This window comes from Streptomyces sp. NBC_01465, from assembly GCF_036227325.1.
In the GTDB taxonomy this organism is placed as follows: Bacteria; Actinomycetota; Actinomycetes; order Streptomycetales; family Streptomycetaceae; genus Streptomyces.
In genome coordinates this window covers 7,822,300-7,840,642 of the sequence record NZ_CP109467.1, presented here as the reverse complement: position 1 = coordinate 7,840,642, position 18,343 = coordinate 7,822,300, and the positions used below count along the sequence as shown (strand labels likewise).

The following is an 18,343-nucleotide window of genomic DNA, read 5'->3' as shown; positions in this document are numbered from 1 at the left end:
GAAGGTGCATTCGGCAAGCAGGCGGTGATTGCTCATTGATTGCTCCGCTGCGACCTCCCTAACGTCCGTGCGCAATCACCTACTGAGCCCGAGGTTCTCCATGAGCGCGCACCCCTCCACTCCCCCGCTGAACCGCCGCAGACTCCTCGCCTACGGTGCGGCCGCCACCGGCGCCGTGACCCTGCCCTTCCTGCCCGCGGCCACCGGGACGCAGCGTGCCGCCGCCGCGGAGGCGGACGGCGCGCAGGACGCGACGTACACGGAGCTGGAGGCGCGCGCCCTGGCCCTCACCCCGCCCGCCTTCCTCCTCGAGTCCGCCGTGCCGCCGCAGTTCAGCACGGGAGACGGCGCCGGGCTCGCTCTCAGCGACGCCCGTTCCGTCTGCGGCAGGCACTCGCTGCGCTGGGACCACGGCCCGCGCTCGACGGTGAGCGTCCGGGCCGACGTGGGCTGGGCCCCCGACCCGTACTGCACCCGGCCGCTCGCCGACCAGGCCTGGCAGGGCGCGGTCGACACCTTCTCCATGTGGATCTACAACGAGAAGGCCACCGACGACGTGGTCCGCTTCGAGTTCGGCCGCGGCGAACGCACCGACTGCTGGTTCGAGTTCCGGCTCGACTTCACCGGCTGGCGCACCACCTGGGTCCGCTACGACTACGACATGCACGGCCGCCCCCGCCCCGGCATGGACACCCTGCGCATCGTCGCACCGCGCCGCCCCGGCACCCTCTGGATCGACCAGCTGCTGCTCAATGTCGCGCTGCGCCCCGACGCACCCACCCGTGACGTCCAGGTCCCCGAGATCGGCATCGAGGGCGACGACTGGGACCAGCAGCACTGGCAGGCGCTCTACCTCTACGACCGTCTCCTGACCCGCGCCAGGATCCCCGCCCCGTCCCCCTCGCAGGACGAACTCACCGATCTCGACGCCCTGTTGACCCGCTACCACGCCGACTACCTGGCCGCGTCCCCGACCGTCAACGACGCCTATGTCGCCTCGCTCACCGCGACGGCCGCACCGATGCTCGACGGGCGCCCCGTCTTCTCGTACCAGTCGCAGATCTATCCCCCCGCGATCAGTACGGACCTCAAGGCGTTCGTCGGCGCGAGCACCCTGCGCGCGGTCACCGACCATCTGCAGAAGATCGCCCAGGCCTACGACCGGGCCAGCGCCGCCGCCCACCGCGAGGCCCTGGCCGCCCTGTACGTGCGCCTCGTCGAGCTGCTGCGCGAGCAGGGCTGGACGTACGGCAGCAGCCAGGGCACCATCCACCACCTCGGCTACGACATCCGCGGCTACTACGACTCCGTGCACCTCATGCGGGACGTCCTGCACGACGCCGGGCTCCTGGAGGCCGTACGCACCGACCTCACCTGGCTCACCGGCTTCGGCCGGATCTTCCGCGGCTTCGACTACCGCAACGCCCACGGCTCCACCGCCGACATCCTCAACACCACCGTGCGCGGCATGCTCGCGGTCGCGCTCCTGCAGGACGGCGACGGCCGCCGGGTCGCGTACCTGAAGGTGCTGCGCGACTGGCTGAGCCGCTATCTGCTGCCCACGCCCGGCATCCAGGACGGCCTCAAGCCCGACGGTCTGACCTTCCACCACGTCGGCTGCTACCCCGACTACGCGCGCGACGGTTTCATCGGCCTCACGCCCATCGTGTACGTGATGAGCGGCGGCCTCTTCCGCATCGAAGCGCGGGCCCACGCGGCGCTCAAGCGCGCGGTCCTGACGATGCGCGTGATCACCGGCGGCCTCCAGTGGCCGATCTCGCTCAGCGGCCGCAACCCGGCGGGCACCTCCGCGATGACCGTCGCCCCCTTCCAGTGGCTGACGATCGCCGGGACCCCCGACGGCAGCAGCGCCCTCGACCCGGAGCTGGGCGCCGCGTTCCTGCGCCTGCTGCCCGCCGCGCCGACGACCGCACAGAAGGCGATCACCGCCCGGCTGGCGGCCGCGGGCGTCACCGCGGAGGCGGCGCCGGCCGGGGCGTGGGCGTACAACTACGCGGCGCTCGCCGTGCAGCGCAGGGACAACTGGCAGATCACGGTGCGCGGCCACAACCGCTACCTCTGGTCGACGGAGGTCTACGACGGCTCCAACTGGTACGGCCGCTACAACACCTACGGCCAGATCCAGGTACAGCACCGCGGCGCCCCGGTGACCAACCTCGACAGCGGCTACAGCGCCGACGGCTACGACTGGAACCGCCGCCCCGGGACCACCACGATCCACAAACCGTGGGAGCTGCTGAAGGCGGATCTGACGGGGACCATCGAGGAGATGCTGCTCACCGAGGAGCGCTTCGGCGGCGGCCACACCCTCGACGGGCGCAACGGCATGTTCGCGATGCGACTGCGCGAGCACCCGAAGTACGACGGCACCCACCGCGCCCGGAAGTCGGTGTTCCTCTTCGACAACCGCGTCGTCGCGCTCGGCACCGGCATCCAGAACCGCGACCGGGACCACGAGACGGAGACCACGCTCTTCCAGACCCGGCTGGCGGCCCCGACCGACCCGACGTGGCTCGGCGGACCGGAGGCGCTGACGGCCTTCCCGTACGAGAGCGGGGCGGGTCAACTCACCGGCTCCACCTGGCTGTTGGACGACAAGGGGCTCGGCTACCACGTGCCCGCAGGGCAGCGCCTCTCACTCACCCGCACACAGCAGACCTCCCGCAGCCACGCCACGGACGCGGAGACCACGGGCGCCTTCGCCACCGCCTGGCTGCGGCACGGCACCGCGCCGAAGGGGGGTTCGTACGAGTACGCCATGGTGGTCGGCGCCACCGCGGACTCGATGGCGGAGTTCACCAGGGCGATGCGGGACGCGGATCTGGCCCCGTACACCGTGCTGCGCGCCGACGACACCGCGCACATCGTGACGGACCGGGCGACGGGCATCACCGGTTACGCGGTCTTCGAGGAGACCGGCGCGCTCGCCACGGGCCCGGTACGCGGCACCGACACGCCCGCGCTCCTGCTGACCCGCACCGACGGCGCCGACGGCCTGGTCCTTTCGGTCTGCGACCCGGACCTCCGGTTCCACGAGAGCCCCGACCGGGACCAGTACGAGAAGGGCGAGTACACCGGCCACTGGAGCCCGTTCTCCCGCTCCTGGCTCACCACCCCGAGCGCCGCGCACACCGTGCACATCACGCTGGCCGGCCACTGGCGCGCGGAGAAGGACGGCGCGTGCACGGCCAGGATCCGGGGTGGCAGCACCGTCGTCGCGTTCACGACGTCGGACGGCAGGCCCGTACAGGCACGACTCACCCAACTCGCCCGAACCAACGAGGAGTTCTGATGCGACGACGCACCTTCACCACCGCACTGCTGTCCACGGCCCTGGCCGGCGCGGCCGGCACGGCCCCCGCGCACGCCGCGTCCCTCGTCGACCCGGCGACCCCCGCCGGTGCGCAGCCGCTGGCGGGACCGGCCGGAACCCTGGTGTTCAGCGACGAGTTCACCGGCTCGGCGCTGGACACGGCGAAGTGGAACGTACGCGACCAGGAGCGCACCGAGACCGACCGCACCGACGGAATCCGCTGGTGGTACAAGCCCGCCAACGTCCGCGTGCTCCCCACCAACGGCGGCAACCTCGCCATCGACCTCAGGAAACTCGCCGACGGCCAGTACGCGGGCGGCCGCGTCGACACGGACACAATCTTCGACTACACGCACGGCACGATCGAGGTGAACGTCCATGTCCCGCCCACCCAGGGCCACTTGGGCGCGGTCTGGCTGCAGACGCACTCCTTCGGCTCCACCCTCGGCACGGCGGCCGACGGTGCGGAGATCGATCTGCTGGAGAGCGCGTACGCGGACGGCAGGTACGCGATCACCATCCACTACGACGGTTACGGTGCCGATCACAAGCAATCGGCGCAGGTCGTCTCGGCACCCGGGCTCCATTCGACGTACCGCCACACCATCGGGCTCAACTGGACAGCGTCGAAAATGGAGTTCACCTACGACGGCACCGTGGTGCGCACCGTCACCGACCCGACGCTGATCAGCCAGGTTGCGGAGTACCCGATCCTGTCGCACGAGGTGCTCCAGTGGGCCCAGGGCGATGTGACCCAGGCCCCGCTCGACTACAACTCCACGATGTACGTCGACTACATCCGCGTCTGGCAGTGATCCTCGGGCCAATACTGCGAACTGCTGACATGTCGCGCCGTAAGCCCCATTATGGGTGAGTGATGGGGGAAACATCGCGCACGTCCGATGTACGCCGCCGGGGCCATGTGCCGCCGGTGGCGACGGTTGCCGCTGTCCGCGCGGGGTTGTTCTCCGTGCTGGGGACCTTCGTCACGGTGATCGTTCAGGATCTGGCCTTCGAGTCGAGCCCGTCCGCGGCTCTCGCCGGATGGCGCGTGGTGGTCGGGCACATCGTGCTGGCCCTGCTGTGCGCGGTCCTGCTGCACGGGCTCGACAACAGTTGGCGCCGCGTGCTGTACGCGGCCGGGCAGGAGTGGTGCGCGTTGCGCGCGCTGCTGCGCCGGCTCCTGTCTCCCTGCTGCACCTCGTATGAGGTAACGGAGTTCGGCGCTGCCTGGCGCGTGAGCTCCGGGCCGACGAGAGCGCCCCCGACGTCGGTTCTGTTGGCCGGCGCGGTGGTGCGAAGAGGCCCGCCGCAGCTTTCCCCGCCGTACACCGCCGCCTGATCTGTCGCCGCGGCACCCGTACGGCTTCCGGCGTGTTCACCCGTCCCCGTCGAGGACGGTTCTGTTCGCCATTTCCGGTACGCGGGCTCCGCGCGAGACCCGCGTCAGGAGGGAAGTCTCTTGACCCGCAAGACAAGGACAGTGGTGAAGTCCGGCGTGAAGCAGCTCCTGGAGCGCGCCGGGTTCGACATCGTACGCAGCACCACCCCCCAGGGAGGGGTCGACGACTTCATCCCGTTCGAGGCGACGACGAGAGCCGCACGGGCGGCCGGACTGTCGGTCGGTGACTACATCGACGAGGTCATGAACGGGACACCCGGCGCCACCCGGTCCACCGTCGACGAACTCCGCGCACTCGGCGTCTTCGCCGTGAAGCCGGACACGATCCTGGAGATCGGCCCCGGATCCGGGCGGTATCTGGAGAGGACGCTGGAGGAGTGCTCACCGGGCCGCTACGAGATCTATGAGACGGCAGCCCCCTGGGCCGACTACCTGGTGGACGCTTTCGGTGTGGTCGCCCAGCCGGTGACCGGATTCAGTCTCGACGCGACGCCGGACAACAGTGTTGACCTCGTCCAGGCCCACAAGGTCTTCAACACCCTGACCTTCCTCGGTACCTGCCGCTACTTCTTCGAGATGGCGCGGGTGACACGGCCGGGTGGCCGGATCGTCTTCGACGTCATGACGGAGACATGCCTGGACCCGGCCGCGATGCGCACCTGGGCGACGGAGGGCGGCGCGGGACACGACTCCTTCCCCGCGGCCATGCCCCGCCGTACCTGCGTGGACCTCTTCGCCGACCTCGGCTGCAGTCTGGAGGCCAGTTTCCTGGCGCCCCTGGGCGTCGCCTCCACGGAGGTACTCGTCTTCAGACGGACGGCCTGACCGTCGGCAAGCCCCGCGCGGCCCGCGAGAATCCACGAACTTCGTCATGGAGGTACCCATGTCCGCACTGGCTGCAGCGCGCGGCGGAATGAACCGCGTGCTGCGCCCCTTCGGGGTGCAGATGGTCCGTGGGCGCAGCGATGATCCAGCGATCCAGCCGTTCCTGTCCGCTCGCAGGACCTTGACCGCGGCCCGTCGGGCGGACCTGTCGATCGAGGACTACATCGACCGCCGCAGCGCCGTTCCCGGCGCGACCGTGGAGACCGTGAACGCCCTGTTCAGGCTGGCGGATTCCCGCGAGAAGATGCAGCGCATATGCGAGATCGGTGCGGGGTCGGGCCGGTACGCGGCCCGGGTGATCGTCTCCGAGCACCCGGACACCTACGAGATCTACGAGACCGCAGGGGACTGGCTGCCCCGTCTGAGGTCGCTGCCGAACGTCGTCCTGCAACCCGCCGACGGGCACACGCTGAGCGCCACTCCCACCGGGTCGGTGGATCTCGTGCACGCCCACAAGGTCTTCGTCTACCTCCCGTTGGTCGTGACCATCGGCTATCTCGACGAAATGGCCCGGGTCGTGCGCCCGGGTGGGATCGTCGCGTTCGACGTGGTGAACGAGGACTGCCTCGACGACGAGATGACGAGGAACTGGGTCTCCAGCCGGGCGACGCTCTACTGCATGATCTCGCGCTCATGGCTTCTCGGGCATCTGGCGCAGCGGGGCCTGTCCTTGCTGGGTGGCCACTTCGTGCCGCTCAGCGGCGGTCGGACCGAACTACTCGTTTTCCGGAAGGCGTAAGCACATGAGCATGGCCTACCTCGCCCAGTCCGCTCAGCAGCAGCAACTCGAATGGCTCGACGGCGGAACGCTCGCCGTACTCCTCGACAGCGCGGCCACCGACGGACAGCTCACCGTCGGCAGGTTCTCCCTCGCCAGGGGCGCGGCCTCGCCGTACCACCTGCACACCCGGGAGGACGAGGTCTTCGTACTGCTCAAGGGCAGCGCGGTCGTCTGGGCCGGCGACCGGGAAACGGAGCTGTCCGAGGGCGGTGTCGTCTTCCTCCCCAAGAAGCTCCCGCACAGCTACCGGATCACCTCCGACACCGCCGACATGCTGATGATCTGCACCCCGGCCGGCATCGAGGGCATGTTCCGCCATGCCGGCCGGGACCGTGCGACGCCCCGCCCCGACGGGTTCCGGATCGATCCGGAACTCCTGGCCGAGGCCGCCGGCACGTACGGGCAGATCGTCGTGGGACCGCCCCGCTGACGACCCCACCGGCTGGACATACGCGCAGGCCGGGCTATTCTTTCGGCCGAACCGGACACGGGGTGCCCCGCACGGGGGCTGAGAACACACCCGTCGAACCTGAACCAGTTAGAACTGGCGGAGGGATGTCTTCATGTCGTTGCCGTATGCCCAGGGTGAGCTCGCAGTCGCCGACCCCCAGACCGCTTTCGGCGGGCGTATGCCCACCGCTCCGGGAGATCTCCGTGTCGAGGCGCACGGCATAGCCCCCGTTCCGGAGGACCGCCGCTACGGCGGCCCCGGCCGGCTGTTCACGGTCTGGTTCGCCCCGAACCTGACCATGACCGGCGTCTTCACCGGCACCGTCGGCATCGCGCTCGGCCTGGACTTCGCGACCGCGCTCGCCGCCGTCGTGCTCGGCACCCTCCTGGGCGCCGTGCCCGCCGCGTACCTCGGCACCTGGGGCAGTCAGACGGGGGCCGGTCAACTGCCGCTCGCCCGGCTCGCGTTCGGCCGGGGCGTCGTCCTGCCGGGCGCGCTGCAGTGGCTGTCGTCCATCGCCTGGGACGCGCTGATCGGGCTGTTCGGCGGGGACGCCCTCGCCCAGCTGTGCGGCTGGCCGTTCTGGGTGGGCGTGCTGGTCATGATGGGCGCCCAGGGTGCGCTCGGTGTGCTGGGGTACGAGGCGATCCACCGGCTCCAGACCGTGATGACCTTCGGTCTCGCGGCCGCCTTCCTGGTGCTCGCCACCAAGCTCCTGCACGGCGTCCACCCGGCCGCGACAGGTGCCGCGCACGGCGCCGACCGGGCGGGCGCGTTCGTCCTGACCTGCACGATCGCCCTGAGCCTGGCGTTGTCCTGGGCCCCGTACGCCAGTGACTTCAGCCGCTATCTGCCGCGCACCACCTCCCGGCCGCGCATGTTCCTCTTCACGCTGCTCGGCATCAGCGTGTCGTTCGTCGCGGTCCAGACCCTCGGCCTGTGGGGTGCGTCCGTCTTCACCGACCAGACGGCCCGCGGCATCGACACCCTCCTGGGCGGCGGCGCGCTCGGCGCGCTCGGACTGCTCGCCGTGGCCCTCGCCGCGCTGTGCAGCAACGCCATGAACGACTACAGCGGATCCCTCGCCCTGCAGACCATGGGCGTCCGCATCCCGCGCCCCCTCGCCGCGGCGCTCGCCGCAGCCCTCGGCTTCCCGCTGGTGCTGTGGATGCACGCGGCGGACACCACGACCCGCTTCCAGAACGTGCTGCTGCTCGTCGGCTACTGGATCCCCGGCTTCGTCGCGATCGTGGCGGTCGACTGGCTCGTCCGCGCCAGGACGCGCGGCGGCGCCCCGGTCGACCTGGCCGCCGAGAGCGCCCGCCGTCAGCCCTGGTGGCCGGCGGTCACCGCCTTCGCCGTCGCGTTCGCCGCAGCGGTCCCGTTCATGAGCACGAGCCTGTACGTGGGCCCGGTCGCCGAGGCGCTGCACGGCGCCGACCTCGCCTACGGCGTGGCGTTCCTGGTGGCGCTCGTGGTGTACGCCCCGCTGCGGCTGCGCCTGCGACACTGACCCGCCCGCCTCCCCCTCGTACCGTACGGAGTGAGACCGCATGCCCCCCACCGCGTCCGACCACGCCGCCTTCACGCCGCACGCCCTGGACCGGGTGCGTGCGGACGCGCCGCTGGTGCAGTGCCTGACCAACGCGGTCGTGACCGGGTTCACCGCGAACGTGCTCCTCGCCCTGGGCGCCGCCCCCGCGATGGTCGACATCCCCGACGAGGCGGGCCCGTTCGCACAGCTCGCCTCCGGCGTCCTGGTCAACCTCGGGACCCCGCACGCCGATCAGCGCACGGCGATGCTCGAAGCGGCGCGGGCCGCCTCCGACGCCGGGACCCCGTGGGTGCTGGACCCGGTGGCCGTCGGCGGCCTTCCCGTACGCACGAAGCTCGCGCATGAGCTTCTGGCGCTGCGCCCGACGGTGATCCGGGGCAATCCCTCGGAGATCATCGCCCTCGCGGGTGCGGGCGGCGGGGGCCGCGGGGTGGACTCCACCCACGGGGTCGAGGCCGCCGAGCACGCGGCCCGCACGCTGGCCGAGTCCGCCGGGTGTGTGGTCGCGGTGTCGGGGCCCGTGGACCTGGTCACCGACGGACGGCGCGATGCCCGTATCGCCAACGGGGACGTTCTGCTGACCCGGGTGACCGGCGGCGGGTGCGCGCTCGGTGCGGTGCTGGCCGCGTTCGCGGCCGTGGACGAGGATCGGTTCATGACCTCCGTCGCCGCTGTCACCGCGTACACCGTGGCCGCCGAGCTCGCCGCGCTCACGGCGGGCGGCCCCGGCAGCTTCCCCGTCGCCTTCCTCGACGCGCTCGACGCACTGGACGGATCCGCGCTGGCCGGGCTGGCGGCGGTCTCGTGACCGTGGACCTGTCGGTGTACCTGGTCACCGACGCCGGCCAGTGCGCCGCGCGCGGCCGCAGCGTCGCCGCGACGGTCGCCGATGCGGTGGCCGGCGGGGTGACGGCCGTGCAGATCCGCGAGAAGGACGCGGACGGCGGGGCATTTCTGCGGGCCGTGCTGGAAGTCGCCGAGGTCCTTCCCGAACGGGTCGCGCTGATCGTCAACGACCGGGTGGACGTCTTCCTGGCGGCCCGTGCCGCCGGGGCGAGGGTGACGGGCGTCCATGTGGGCCAGTCGGACCTTCCGCCGGGCGCCGTACGGGAGTTGATCGGCGAGGAAGCCGTCCTCGGGCTGAGCGCCGCGACCCCCGCCGAGCTGCGGGCCGCCGCGCAGGATCCGGCGCGCGTCGACCATGTGGGCATCGGCGCCCTGCACGCGACCGGCACCAAGGCGGACGCACCGCCGGCCCTCGGGCACCCGGGTTTCGCTCGTCTCGTCGCACTTAGTGCCCTGCCCGCGGTGGCCATCGGCGGCATCACCCCGGCCGACCTGCCCCTGCTCCGGTCCGCGGGCGCCGCGGGCGCGGCGGTGGTCTCCGGCATCTGCGCGGCCGACGACGCGCGCACGGCGGCCGGGGAGTACGCCCGCGCCTGGGCCACTCCCCTCCAACACCGGTGACCTGCCGGTGGGGGCGGTGCGAGCGCACCACCCCCACCGGGCGTCTCACTGCGAGGCGGCCGCCTTGCGGAGTGCGGCGATGCAGGTTTCGAGGGCCTTCTGGAGGTCCTCCAGGCGCTGGACCATGTCGTCCTCGTAGATGTCGTCGGCGTCGTCCAGGGTCAGCTCCTCGAACACCCGGGTCGCCTTCTGCAGGCTGCTGTAGAACTTCGTACGCCGTTCCTGGACGCGCAGTTCGGGGTCGGCCTCCACGGCCTGGACGACGAGGTTCTTGACGGTGTCGTACGCCTCGGTCGCCCACTCGCCGGCCTCTTCGCCCTCCTCCAGCTCGTCGATGAGCGAGAGGTGGCGCTCGGCCTCGGCACGCAGCTCGGCGGGCGCCTCGACCGTCTGACCCGCGGGGGTCTTGATCTGTCCGTTGTCGACGATCTGGCGTACGTAGCCGATGCGGTCGGCGGCCCTGGCCTCGCTGGCCACGGCCTTCTTCAGCTCGTCGGTGCGGGCGATGTCGCGGGCCAGTTCGGTCTGGAGCGCCGGGTCCTCCTTGATGCGGTCGAGGAGCGCGGACCGGGCGGCCTGGGCGGTGGAGGGGTCGGCGAGGATCGCGGCCCGCAGTGCGGTGGGGTTCTCGGCCACTTCGAGAGCCTTGGTCGGCCTGATCCCCTCGGCCTCGGCCGCCGCGGTGATCGCCGTACCGCGCACGGACGTGGCGCTGTTGCGCGAGGAGTAGTACGAGAGCCACACGTCGGCGTCGGGCAGCTCGATGTCCTCCCCGACGGCCAGCGTCTCGAACTGGGGCACCAGGCCGTCGTCGGCGGCCATGTCCCAGGCCTTGTAGTAGCGCAGGACCCGCTCGGCCGAGCAGCCGGCGAGCTCGCTGAACTCCTTCGCGGAGACCTTCGGCGACTCCCCCGACGGCTGCCCGCCGGGCCGTACGCTGCGCGCCACCTTCAGCGCGAAGGCCCAGCCGCCGGTCCGCGCGTAGGCGCCGAACTCCCGGGCGTCCCGTACCACCAGGTCCTGGCCCTCGGCGGACAGGGCGGCTGTTTCGGACGGAGCGAGGGCTACAGACACAGGGACTCTCCTGGAGCTTGCTGAGGACAAAGAGACGAAGCGCCCATCCTATATGGGGCAGTTGGTGCGGTTTGCGTACGGGGGCGACACCTCTTGACCTGGACAGCGCTCCAGCACCTACCGTCGCGCCCATGACCACACCTCAGCACAGGATCGGCTCGGGTTTCGGCGCCAGGAGCACCGTCGACGACGTTCTGTCGGGAACGGACCTTTCAGGAAAGATTGCGGTCGTGACCGGTGGCAGCTCGGGCCTCGGCCTGGAGACGACACGGGCCCTGGCCGGCGCGGGAGCGCGAGTGATCGTCCCTGCCCGGAGGCGGGCGGCAGCACAAGAAGCGGTCGCGGGCATCGACGGCGTCGAGACAGACGAACTCGACCTCGCCGACCTCGACAGCGTCCGTGCCTTCGCCGAGCGCTTCCTGGCGTCGGGCCGGGACATCGACATCATGATCAACAGCGCCGGGGTGATGGCGTGCCCCGAGACCCGGGTCGGCCCGGGCTGGGAGGCGCAGTTCGCCGTCAATCACCTCGGCCACTTCGCGCTCGTCAACCACCTCTGGCCCGCACTCGCACACGGCGGCGCGCGCGTGGTCGCCGTGTCGTCCGGCGCCCACGGGATCACCGGGATCCGCTGGGACGACGTGCACTTCGCGCAGGGATACGACCGGTGGCAGGCCTACGGCCAGGCGAAGACGGCGAACGCGCTGTTCGCCGTACAGCTGGACGCGATCGGCCGCGACCACGGCGTACGCGCCTTCTCCCTGCATCCCGGCAGCATCCTCACGCCGCTGCAGCGCCATCTGCCGGTCGAGGACATGGTCGCCGCGGGCTGGATCGACGAACAGGGCCGCCCCACCGATCCCACCTTCAAGACGCCCGCCCAGGGCGCGGCGACCCAGGTCTGGGCGGCGACCTCCCCTCAACTGGCGGGCATGGGCGGCGTGTACTGCGAGGACTGCGACATCGCGGAACCCTTCACCGAGGACGGCTCGGGCGACGGCGTACGCACCTATGCGACCGACCCCCAACAAGCCGCGCGCCTGTGGCAGTTGTCGGCGGAACTGACCGGCGTCGACGCGTTCGCGGCCGCGCCCTGACGTCTTGCGTGCCGGACGGGTGTTGACAGGTCCACGGGGGCCGCGCCACCCTTCCGGATCATGCAGCCCCTCCGTGACCGCACGGTCACCCTTGTGGAGCGCCGCCACGTCGACCTGGTCCGTGTCGCGAGCGCCATCTGTCGCTGCGCCTCCTGAATCCCGCAACTCCCCTTTCCCACCGGGCCGTTACCGGCCTTTTCCCGCATGGGCACGTGTGTGACGCCGTCACGCACGTGCCCTGCTCAGGAGCGCACGCATGTCTTTGCACGACGAACCCCAGCCCCGTCTGTCCCGGCGCGCCTTCGGCGGCGCCGTCGGAGCGGGCGCCGCCGCCGCGGCGGTCGGTCTGCCCGCCGCCGCGGCGGTCGGTCTGCCCGCCGCCGAAGCCGCCGCCAGCACCCCCGACGTACCGCAGGAGCGGCCGTTCCGGGCCGCGCACAACCGCCCGTCGCGCCGGCCGAACATCCTGTTCATCCTCGGCGACGACCTCGGCTGGGCCGATCTCTCCTCGTACGGATCGCCGCACATCAAGACCCCGAACCTGGACCGCCTGGCCCGCCAGGGCGTCCGGTTCACCCACTCCTACTCAGGGTCGGCGACGTGCTCGCCCACCCGCTTCAGCCTCTACACCGGCCGCTATCCCGGGCGTACGGCAGGCGGCCTCGCCGAGCCGATCGCCGACCGGACGGTGGGGCTCGACCCGACCCATCCGACGCTCGCGTCGCTGCTGCGCGACACCGGGTACGCGACCGCGCTGATCGGCAAGTGGCACTGCGGCTATCTCCCCGACTACTCCCCCACCCGCTCGGGCTGGGACGAGTTCTTCGGCAACTTCGGCGGCGCGCTGGAGTACTACTCGAAGCTGGGCCTCGGCGGCGAGTACGACCTCTACGAAGGCGACGCCGAGCACAAGGACCTTCGCTACTACACACGGATCCTCACCGAGCGCGCGCGTGACTATCTGCGCCGCGACCACGACAAGCCGTGGCTCCTGAACCTCAACTTCACCACCCCGCACTGGCCCTGGATCGCGGACGGCGACACGGAGGTCAGCGAGGAGATCGTGCGGCGGATCAAGGCCGGCGACAAGAGTGCGCTCTGGCACCAGGACGGCGGGTCGGTCGCGAAGTACACGGAGATGGTCGAGGACCTCGACCGGTCGGTGGGCGAGGTGCTGCGCACACTGAAGGAGTCCGGTCAGGAGAAGGACACCCTGGTCTTCTTCGCCTCCGACAACGGCGGTGAGCGCTGGTCGTACCAGTGGCCGCTCTCCGGCGAGAAGGCCTCGCTCCAGGAGGGCGGCATCCGGGTCCCGGCGATCGTGCGCTGGCCGGCGCGGCTCGACGGCGGCCAGGTCAGCGACGTACCGCACTTCAGCCCCGACTGGACGGCGACGCTCCTGGAGCTCGCCGGGGCCAGGCCGCACGCGGCGTACCCGCTGGACGGCACCAGTCTGGCCGGGTACCTGCTGAGGGGCGAGGAGCCGAAGGAGCGCGACTTGTTCTGGCGGGTCCGCGGGGAGCGGGCGCTGCGCCGCGGGGACTGGAAGTACTACCGCGGCAAGACCGGCAAGGACCAGCTGTTCAACCTCGCGGAGGACCAGCGGGAGCTCGCCGACAAGGCGGCCGACGACCCGGAGCGGGTGGCCGCGCTGCGGGCCGCGTGGGAGCGGACGAACGGCGGACTGCTTCCGTATCCGTCCTGATTCCGGCCCGCCTCCGGGGAGCCGGCCGTCAGCCCGAGGCCGGCTTCCCGGGCGCCGCCGTGCTGTTGCGCACCACCAGCCGGGTCGGCACCAGCGTCGTGCCCCGTACCGTCTTCTGCGCGTCCGCCGTCTCCTCCCGCCGCACCTGGCCGAGGACGCTCGCCACGCAGCGCCGGCCGACCTCGGCGAAGTCCTGGTGGACGGTGGTCAGGGGCGGCAGGAACGAGCCGGACTCCGGGATGTCGTCGAAGCCGATCACCGACACGTCCTCGGGGACGCGGCGGCCTCTCTCGTGCAGGGCGCGCAGCAGGCCGAGGGCCATCTGGTCGTTGGCCGCGAACACCGCGGTGCAGTCGGCCTGTTCGGCGAGCTCAAGGCCTGCGCGGTAGCCGGACTCGGCCGACCAGTCGCCGCGTACGAGCTCGGGCGCCTCGCATCCTGCCTCGGTCAGAGCGGCCCGCCAGGCACCGGTGCGGCGCTCGGCCGCGTACGAGTCCTCGGGCCCTGCCAGGTGCCAGACCGTGCGGTGGCCGAGGTCGAGGAGGTGGCGCACGGCGGTGCGGGTGCCGCCCGCCTGGTCGGTGTCGACGACGGTGTAGCGGTCGCCCGCGTCGGAGTCCACGACGACGACCTTGACGTGCGGCGGCAGCGAGAGCCGGGCCGCGTGGAGGAGGTGGACCTCCATGATGACGATGACCGCGTCCACCGCCAGCTCGCCCAACCGCGAGAAGGCGCCGCGCAGTTCGTCCTGGGTGGGCACGGCGACCGGCAGGAGCGTGACCGCGTACCCCTCCTCCGCGGCGGAGGCGGCGATCGCCTCCAGCGTGCGGACGTTTCCCGTGGTGGAGAGGGTGAACGTGATGACGCCGATGGTGCGGAAGTCGCCGCGCCGCAGTGCGCGCGCGGCGCTGTTGGGGCGGTAGCCGAGCTCCTTCATCGCATTGCGGACCCGCTGCCTGGTCTCCTCGTTGACGCCGGGGAAACCGTTCGAGACGCGGGAGACCGTCTGCGACGAGACGCCCGCGACCTGGGCGACGTCCGCCATCGACACGTTCTGCGTACGGCGTCCGCCGCGCGCTGCCGAAGCGCTGTCCGCTGCTCCCACCGTCTCTCTCCCTCTGCTCGCACCGGGCCGAACTGTGCGTGTGGTGACGACCCTTGACCGCCGTCCTCGGGGCAGTGTAGACATGCCGCCACCGAATGTTTACGTAAACATAGCAGCCGACGATCATCTGTACGCCGGAATGTTCACGCAAACATCGGCACGTGAGGATGCACGAGCGAGGGACGCGAGATGACGACGCTTCAACCGCCGGCGGCCGCAGGGGCCCGCCCGGCCGGGCCACCGGTGCGCAGGGCGCGCCGCTCATGGGCGGGGTGGGGGTTCATCGGCCCCTTCGTGCTCGTCTTCGCGCTGGTCTTCCTGGCGCCGCTCGCGTACTCCATCTATCTGAGCCTGTTCCGTACACAACTCATCGGCGGCACCACCTTCGTGGGCCTCGACAACTACCAGCAGGCGCTGCAGGACAGCCAGTTCTGGGAGGGCGTCGCCCGCGTCGGGCTCTTCCTCCTCGTCCAGGTGCCGATCATGCTCGGCATCGCCCTGCTGGTCGCGCTCGCCATCGACAGCGGCCGCCTGTACGGCAAGGACTTCTTCCGGATATCCGTCTTCCTGCCGTACGCCGTGCCCGCCGTCGTCGCCACGCTGATGTGGGGCTTCATGTACGGGCCGCGCTTCGGCCTCGTCGGCGACATCAACAACGCGCTCGGCACGCACCTGCCCGACCCGCTCTCCGCCGACCTGATCCTGGCGTCCATCGGCAACATCGTGACCTGGGAGTTCGTCGGCTACAACATGCTGATCTTCTACGCCGCGCTGCGCGTCATCCCGCACTCGCTCTACGAGGCCGCGGAGATCGACGGCGCCGGCCAGTGGCGGGTCATCTCCGCGATCAAGATCCCGGCGATCCGCGGCGCCCTCGTCATCGCGACGATCTTCTCGATCATCGGCAGCTTCCAGCTCTTCAACGAGCCCGCGATCCTGCAGAAGCTCGCACCGAACGCGATCACGACCGACTACACCCCGAACTACTACACGTACTCGCTGTCCTTCTCCGGCCAGCAGCACAACTACTCCGCGACGGTGGCCATCGTCATGGGCGTCATCACGATGATCGTCGCCTACGTCGTCCAGCTGCGCGGCATGCGCAAGGGAGCGTGACCCACATGAGCACCACCACCTCCCGACCCGCGACACCCCTGAAGTCCGCCGCCCCCAGGCTGCGTTCCCCGCGCCGCCCGCACAGCATGCGCCGCCCGAAGCGCAGCGTCCTGCTGACGCTGCTCACCGGTGTCGTCATGCTCTACAGCCTGCTTCCGCTGCTGTGGCTGGTGATCAGCGCCACCAAGTCCCAGGAAGGTCTCTCCCGTTCGTTCGGTCTCTGGTTCGACCGGGACTTCGACCTGTGGCACAACATCAGCGAAACCTTCACGTACCAGGACGGCGTCTTCGGCCGCTGGCTCCTCAACACCCTGATGTACGTGGTGCTGGGCGCGGGCGGCGCCACCTTCCTCGCCGTCCTCGGCGGGTACGCGCTCGCCAAGTTCCGGTTCCCGGGCAAGAAGGGCGTGTTCGCGGTCGTCATCGGCGCGGTGGCGGTGCCGACGACAGCGCTCGCCGTGCCGACGTTCCTGATGTTCAGCAAGATCGGCCTGACCGACACCCCGTGGGCCGTCATCATCCCGTCGCTGATCTCGCCCTTCGGCCTCTATCTGATGTGGGTGTTCGCCAGCGAGGCGATCCCGAACGAACTGATGGAAGCCGCCCGCATCGACGGCGCCGGCGAGATCCGCACCTTCTTCCAGGTCGCCCTGCCGCTGCTCGCACCCGGCACGGTCACCGTGCTGCTGTTCACCACGGTCGCCACGTGGAACAACTACTTCCTTCCGCTGATCATGCTGAAGGACCCCGACTGGTACCCGCTGACCCTCGGTCTCGACGCCTGGAACAAACAGGCGGCCACGGCCGGCGGCGAGGCCGTCTTCAACCTGGTCGTCACCGGCTCGCTGCTCACCATCGTGCCGCTGATCGCCGCCTTCCTCCTGCTGCAGAAGTACTGGCAGTCCGGTCTTTCCGCCGGAAGCGTCAAGGAGTAACCGCAACCCCGGCCGCCGGCCGCCCCGCGTTCGCAAGCGCACACCCTCTGTTGGACCACGACGAAGTGGAAGCATCGCCATGCCCAAGCACTCCCGCCGCCTGCTCGGCGGCATCGGTCTCGTCGCCGCTCTCGCCCTCGGGGCGACCGCCTGTGGCGGTTCCGACGACGACAGCTCCGGTGGCAAGAAGGTCGGTTCGTCCGACATCCAGGCCGCTCTGAAGAAGGGCGGCACGGTCACCGTGTGGGCGTGGGAGCCCACCCTCAAGCAGGTCGCCGCCGACTTCGAGACGAAGTACCCGAAGGTCCACATCAAGCTGGTCAACGCCGGTACGGGCAACGACCAGTACAAGGCCCTGCAGAACGCCATCTCGGCGAAGAAGGGCGTCCCTGACGTCGCGCAGATCGAGTACTACGCGCTCGGCCAGTACGCCCTGACGAAGGACCTCACCGACCTCACGTCGTACGGCGCCGACAAGCTGGCCTCCTCGTACTCGCCGGGCCCGTGGAACTCGGTGAAGTCCGGCGACGGCATCTACGGCCTGCCGATGGACTCCGGCCCCATGGCGCTCTTCTACAACAAGAAGGTCTTCGACAAGTACAAGATCGCCGTCCCGACGACCTGGGACGAGTACCTCGACGCCGCCCGCAAGCTCCACAAGGCGGACCCGAAGGCCTACATCACCAGCGACACCGGTGACGCCGGTCTGACCACCAGCCTTCTGTGGCAGGCGGGTTCGCACCCGTACAAGGTCGACGGCACGAAGGTCGGCATCGACTTCACCGACGCGGGCGCCAAGAAGTTCACCGACGTCTGGCAGAAGCTGATCGACGAGAAGCTCGTCGCGCCCGTCACCGGCTGGACCGACGACTGGTACAAGGGCCTCGGCGACGGCACGATCGCCACACTGCCCTCCGGCGCCTGGATGCCCGCCAACTTCGCCTCCGGCGTGAAGAACGCCGCCGGCGACTGGCGCGCCGCCGCCCTCCCGCAGTGGACCGCCGGCGCGAACACCAGCGCCGAGAACGGCGGCAGCTCGCTCGCGCTGCCCACGCAGGGCAAGAACTCGGCGCTCGCCTACGCCTTCACCGAGTACGCGGACTCCGGCGCGGGCGTCCAGACCCGTATCAAGAACGGCGCCTTCCCCGCGACGACGAAGGACCTGGAATCGCAGTCGTTCCAGGACACCGCGTTCCCGTACTTCGGCGGCCAGAAGGCCAACCAGATCTTCGCCGCGTCCGCGAAGGCCGTGCCCACCGACTGGAAGTACCTCCCCTTCCAGGTGTACGCCAACTCGATCTTCAACGACACCGTCGGCAAGGCCTACATCTCCGGCACGAAGCTGACCGACGGCCTGAAGTCGTGGCAGGACGCCTCCGTCAAGTACGGCTCGGAGCAGGGCTTCACCGTCGAGAAGTGATCTGACCCGCACCACC

At 70.5% G+C, this 18,343-nt stretch carries 17 protein-coding genes and 1 riboswitch; of the genes, 15 read left to right on the top strand and 2 right to left on the bottom strand.

Annotation, left to right across the window (positions count from 1 at the left end; genetic code table 11):
• Positions 1–100: 100 nt before the first annotated feature.
• From OG707_RS36465 to thiE, 9 genes are all read left to right on the top strand, one after another.
• Entirely contained in the window at positions 101–3,313 is a 3,213-nt protein-coding gene (locus OG707_RS36465) for a chondroitinase family polysaccharide lyase (protein WP_329126105.1), read from the top strand.
• On the top strand, positions 3,313–4,149 hold the full coding sequence (locus OG707_RS36460; RefSeq protein ID WP_329126103.1) for a glycoside hydrolase family 16 protein: 837 nt from the start codon (positions 3,313–3,315) through the stop codon (positions 4,147–4,149). The genes OG707_RS36465 and OG707_RS36460 overlap by 1 nt, the downstream gene beginning before the upstream one ends.
• A gap of 62 nt (positions 4,150–4,211) precedes the next feature.
• Complete coding sequence (locus OG707_RS36455) at positions 4,212–4,676, top strand: hypothetical protein (RefSeq protein ID WP_329126101.1); 465 nt, start codon at positions 4,212–4,214, stop codon at positions 4,674–4,676.
• A 168-nt stretch (positions 4,677–4,844) separates the two neighbouring features.
• Entirely contained in the window at positions 4,845–5,561 is a 717-nt protein-coding gene (locus tag OG707_RS36450) for a class I SAM-dependent methyltransferase (RefSeq protein WP_329128170.1), read from the top strand.
• Between the two features lie 58 nt (positions 5,562–5,619).
• Positions 5,620–6,360, top strand: a complete 741-nt coding sequence (locus OG707_RS36445; protein WP_329126099.1) for a class I SAM-dependent methyltransferase — start codon at positions 5,620–5,622, stop codon at positions 6,358–6,360.
• A gap of 4 nt (positions 6,361–6,364) precedes the next feature.
• Positions 6,365–6,832 (top strand): cupin domain-containing protein, encoded by a 468-nt coding sequence (locus OG707_RS36440; RefSeq protein WP_329126097.1) that lies wholly within the window; start codon positions 6,365–6,367, stop codon positions 6,830–6,832.
• Between the two features lie 48 nt (positions 6,833–6,880).
• A riboswitch (TPP riboswitch) is annotated at positions 6,881–6,975 on the top strand.
• Positions 6,966–8,366 carry a purine-cytosine permease family protein gene (locus tag OG707_RS36435; RefSeq protein ID WP_329126095.1) on the top strand — a complete coding sequence of 467 codons (1,401 nt, stop codon included), beginning with the start codon at positions 6,966–6,968 and terminating at the stop codon, positions 8,364–8,366. It overlaps the preceding riboswitch by 10 nt.
• A gap of 40 nt (positions 8,367–8,406) precedes the next feature.
• Positions 8,407–9,216, top strand: a complete 810-nt coding sequence (thiM, locus tag OG707_RS36430) for a hydroxyethylthiazole kinase (protein WP_329126093.1) — start codon at positions 8,407–8,409, stop codon at positions 9,214–9,216.
• Complete coding sequence (gene thiE, locus OG707_RS36425) at positions 9,213–9,875, top strand: thiamine phosphate synthase (RefSeq protein ID WP_329126091.1); 663 nt, start codon at positions 9,213–9,215, stop codon at positions 9,873–9,875. The genes thiM and thiE overlap by 4 nt, the downstream gene beginning before the upstream one ends.
• A gap of 45 nt (positions 9,876–9,920) precedes the next feature.
• Here the strand turns inward: thiE and OG707_RS36420 are convergent, their stop codons facing one another.
• On the bottom strand, positions 9,921–10,949 hold the full coding sequence (locus OG707_RS36420; protein WP_329126088.1) for a hypothetical protein: 1,029 nt from the start codon (positions 10,947–10,949) through the stop codon (positions 9,921–9,923).
• Between the two features lie 131 nt (positions 10,950–11,080).
• Here OG707_RS36420 and OG707_RS36415 point away from each other — a divergent pair, with 131 nt between their 5' ends.
• From OG707_RS36415 to OG707_RS36405, 3 genes are all read left to right on the top strand, one after another.
• Positions 11,081–12,046 (top strand): SDR family NAD(P)-dependent oxidoreductase, encoded by a 966-nt coding sequence (locus OG707_RS36415; protein WP_329126086.1) that lies wholly within the window; start codon positions 11,081–11,083, stop codon positions 12,044–12,046.
• Positions 12,047–12,106: 60 nt separating this feature from the next.
• Positions 12,107–12,202, top strand: a complete 96-nt coding sequence (locus tag OG707_RS36410) for a putative leader peptide (protein ID WP_329126083.1) — start codon at positions 12,107–12,109, stop codon at positions 12,200–12,202.
• Positions 12,203–12,302: 100 nt separating this feature from the next.
• Positions 12,303–13,751, top strand: coding sequence for a sulfatase family protein (locus tag OG707_RS36405; RefSeq protein WP_329126081.1), 1,449 nt, complete (start codon positions 12,303–12,305; stop codon positions 13,749–13,751).
• A 28-nt stretch (positions 13,752–13,779) separates the two neighbouring features.
• Here OG707_RS36405 and OG707_RS36400 read toward each other — a convergent pair whose 3' ends face one another.
• A complete protein-coding gene (locus OG707_RS36400; protein ID WP_329128168.1) occupies positions 13,780–14,796 on the bottom strand; it encodes a LacI family DNA-binding transcriptional regulator in 1,017 nt (338 codons plus the stop codon).
• Positions 14,797–15,045: 249 nt separating this feature from the next.
• On the opposite strand from OG707_RS36400, the gene OG707_RS36395 reads away from it, so the two are divergent.
• The 3 genes from OG707_RS36395 (at position 15,046) to OG707_RS36385 (ending at position 18,327) form a co-directional block, all read left to right on the top strand.
• Positions 15,046–15,972 carry a carbohydrate ABC transporter permease gene (locus OG707_RS36395; RefSeq protein ID WP_329126079.1) on the top strand — a complete coding sequence of 309 codons (927 nt, stop codon included), beginning with the start codon at positions 15,046–15,048 and terminating at the stop codon, positions 15,970–15,972.
• A 5-nt stretch (positions 15,973–15,977) separates the two neighbouring features.
• Entirely contained in the window at positions 15,978–16,907 is a 930-nt protein-coding gene (locus OG707_RS36390; RefSeq protein WP_329126076.1) for a carbohydrate ABC transporter permease, read from the top strand.
• Between the two features lie 79 nt (positions 16,908–16,986).
• Positions 16,987–18,327, top strand: coding sequence for an ABC transporter substrate-binding protein (locus tag OG707_RS36385; protein ID WP_329126074.1), 1,341 nt, complete (start codon positions 16,987–16,989; stop codon positions 18,325–18,327).
• The last annotated feature ends 16 nt before the right edge of the window (positions 18,328–18,343 follow it).

What these genes read in the sequence shown, in the direction of transcription:
- OG707_RS36465 (WP_329126105.1), top strand. Translation starts at nt 101, where the DNA reads ATGAGCGCGCACCCCTCCACTCCCCCGCTGAACCGCCGCAGACTCCTC.
- OG707_RS36415 (WP_329126086.1), top strand. Translation starts at nt 11,081, where the DNA reads ATGACCACACCTCAGCACAGGATCGGCTCGGGTTTCGGCGCCAGGAGC.
- OG707_RS36385 (WP_329126074.1), top strand. Translation starts at nt 16,987, where the DNA reads ATGCCCAAGCACTCCCGCCGCCTGCTCGGCGGCATCGGTCTCGTCGCC.
- OG707_RS36435 (WP_329126095.1), top strand. Translation starts at nt 6,966, where the DNA reads ATGTCGTTGCCGTATGCCCAGGGTGAGCTCGCAGTCGCCGACCCCCAG.
- OG707_RS36405 (WP_329126081.1), top strand. Translation starts at nt 12,303, where the DNA reads ATGTCTTTGCACGACGAACCCCAGCCCCGTCTGTCCCGGCGCGCCTTC.
- OG707_RS36455 (WP_329126101.1), top strand. Translation starts at nt 4,212, where the DNA reads ATGGGGGAAACATCGCGCACGTCCGATGTACGCCGCCGGGGCCATGTG.
- OG707_RS36390 (WP_329126076.1), top strand. Translation starts at nt 15,978, where the DNA reads ATGAGCACCACCACCTCCCGACCCGCGACACCCCTGAAGTCCGCCGCC.
- OG707_RS36460 (WP_329126103.1), top strand. Translation starts at nt 3,313, where the DNA reads ATGCGACGACGCACCTTCACCACCGCACTGCTGTCCACGGCCCTGGCC.
- OG707_RS36445 (WP_329126099.1), top strand. Translation starts at nt 5,620, where the DNA reads ATGTCCGCACTGGCTGCAGCGCGCGGCGGAATGAACCGCGTGCTGCGC.
- thiM (WP_329126093.1), top strand. Translation starts at nt 8,407, where the DNA reads ATGCCCCCCACCGCGTCCGACCACGCCGCCTTCACGCCGCACGCCCTG.
- OG707_RS36440 (WP_329126097.1), top strand. Translation starts at nt 6,365, where the DNA reads ATGAGCATGGCCTACCTCGCCCAGTCCGCTCAGCAGCAGCAACTCGAA.
- OG707_RS36400 (WP_329128168.1), bottom strand. Translation starts at nt 14,796, where the DNA reads ATGGCGGACGTCGCCCAGGTCGCGGGCGTCTCGTCGCAGACGGTCTCC.
- OG707_RS36395 (WP_329126079.1), top strand. Translation starts at nt 15,046, where the DNA reads ATGACGACGCTTCAACCGCCGGCGGCCGCAGGGGCCCGCCCGGCCGGG.
- OG707_RS36410 (WP_329126083.1), top strand. Translation starts at nt 12,107, where the DNA reads ATGCAGCCCCTCCGTGACCGCACGGTCACCCTTGTGGAGCGCCGCCAC.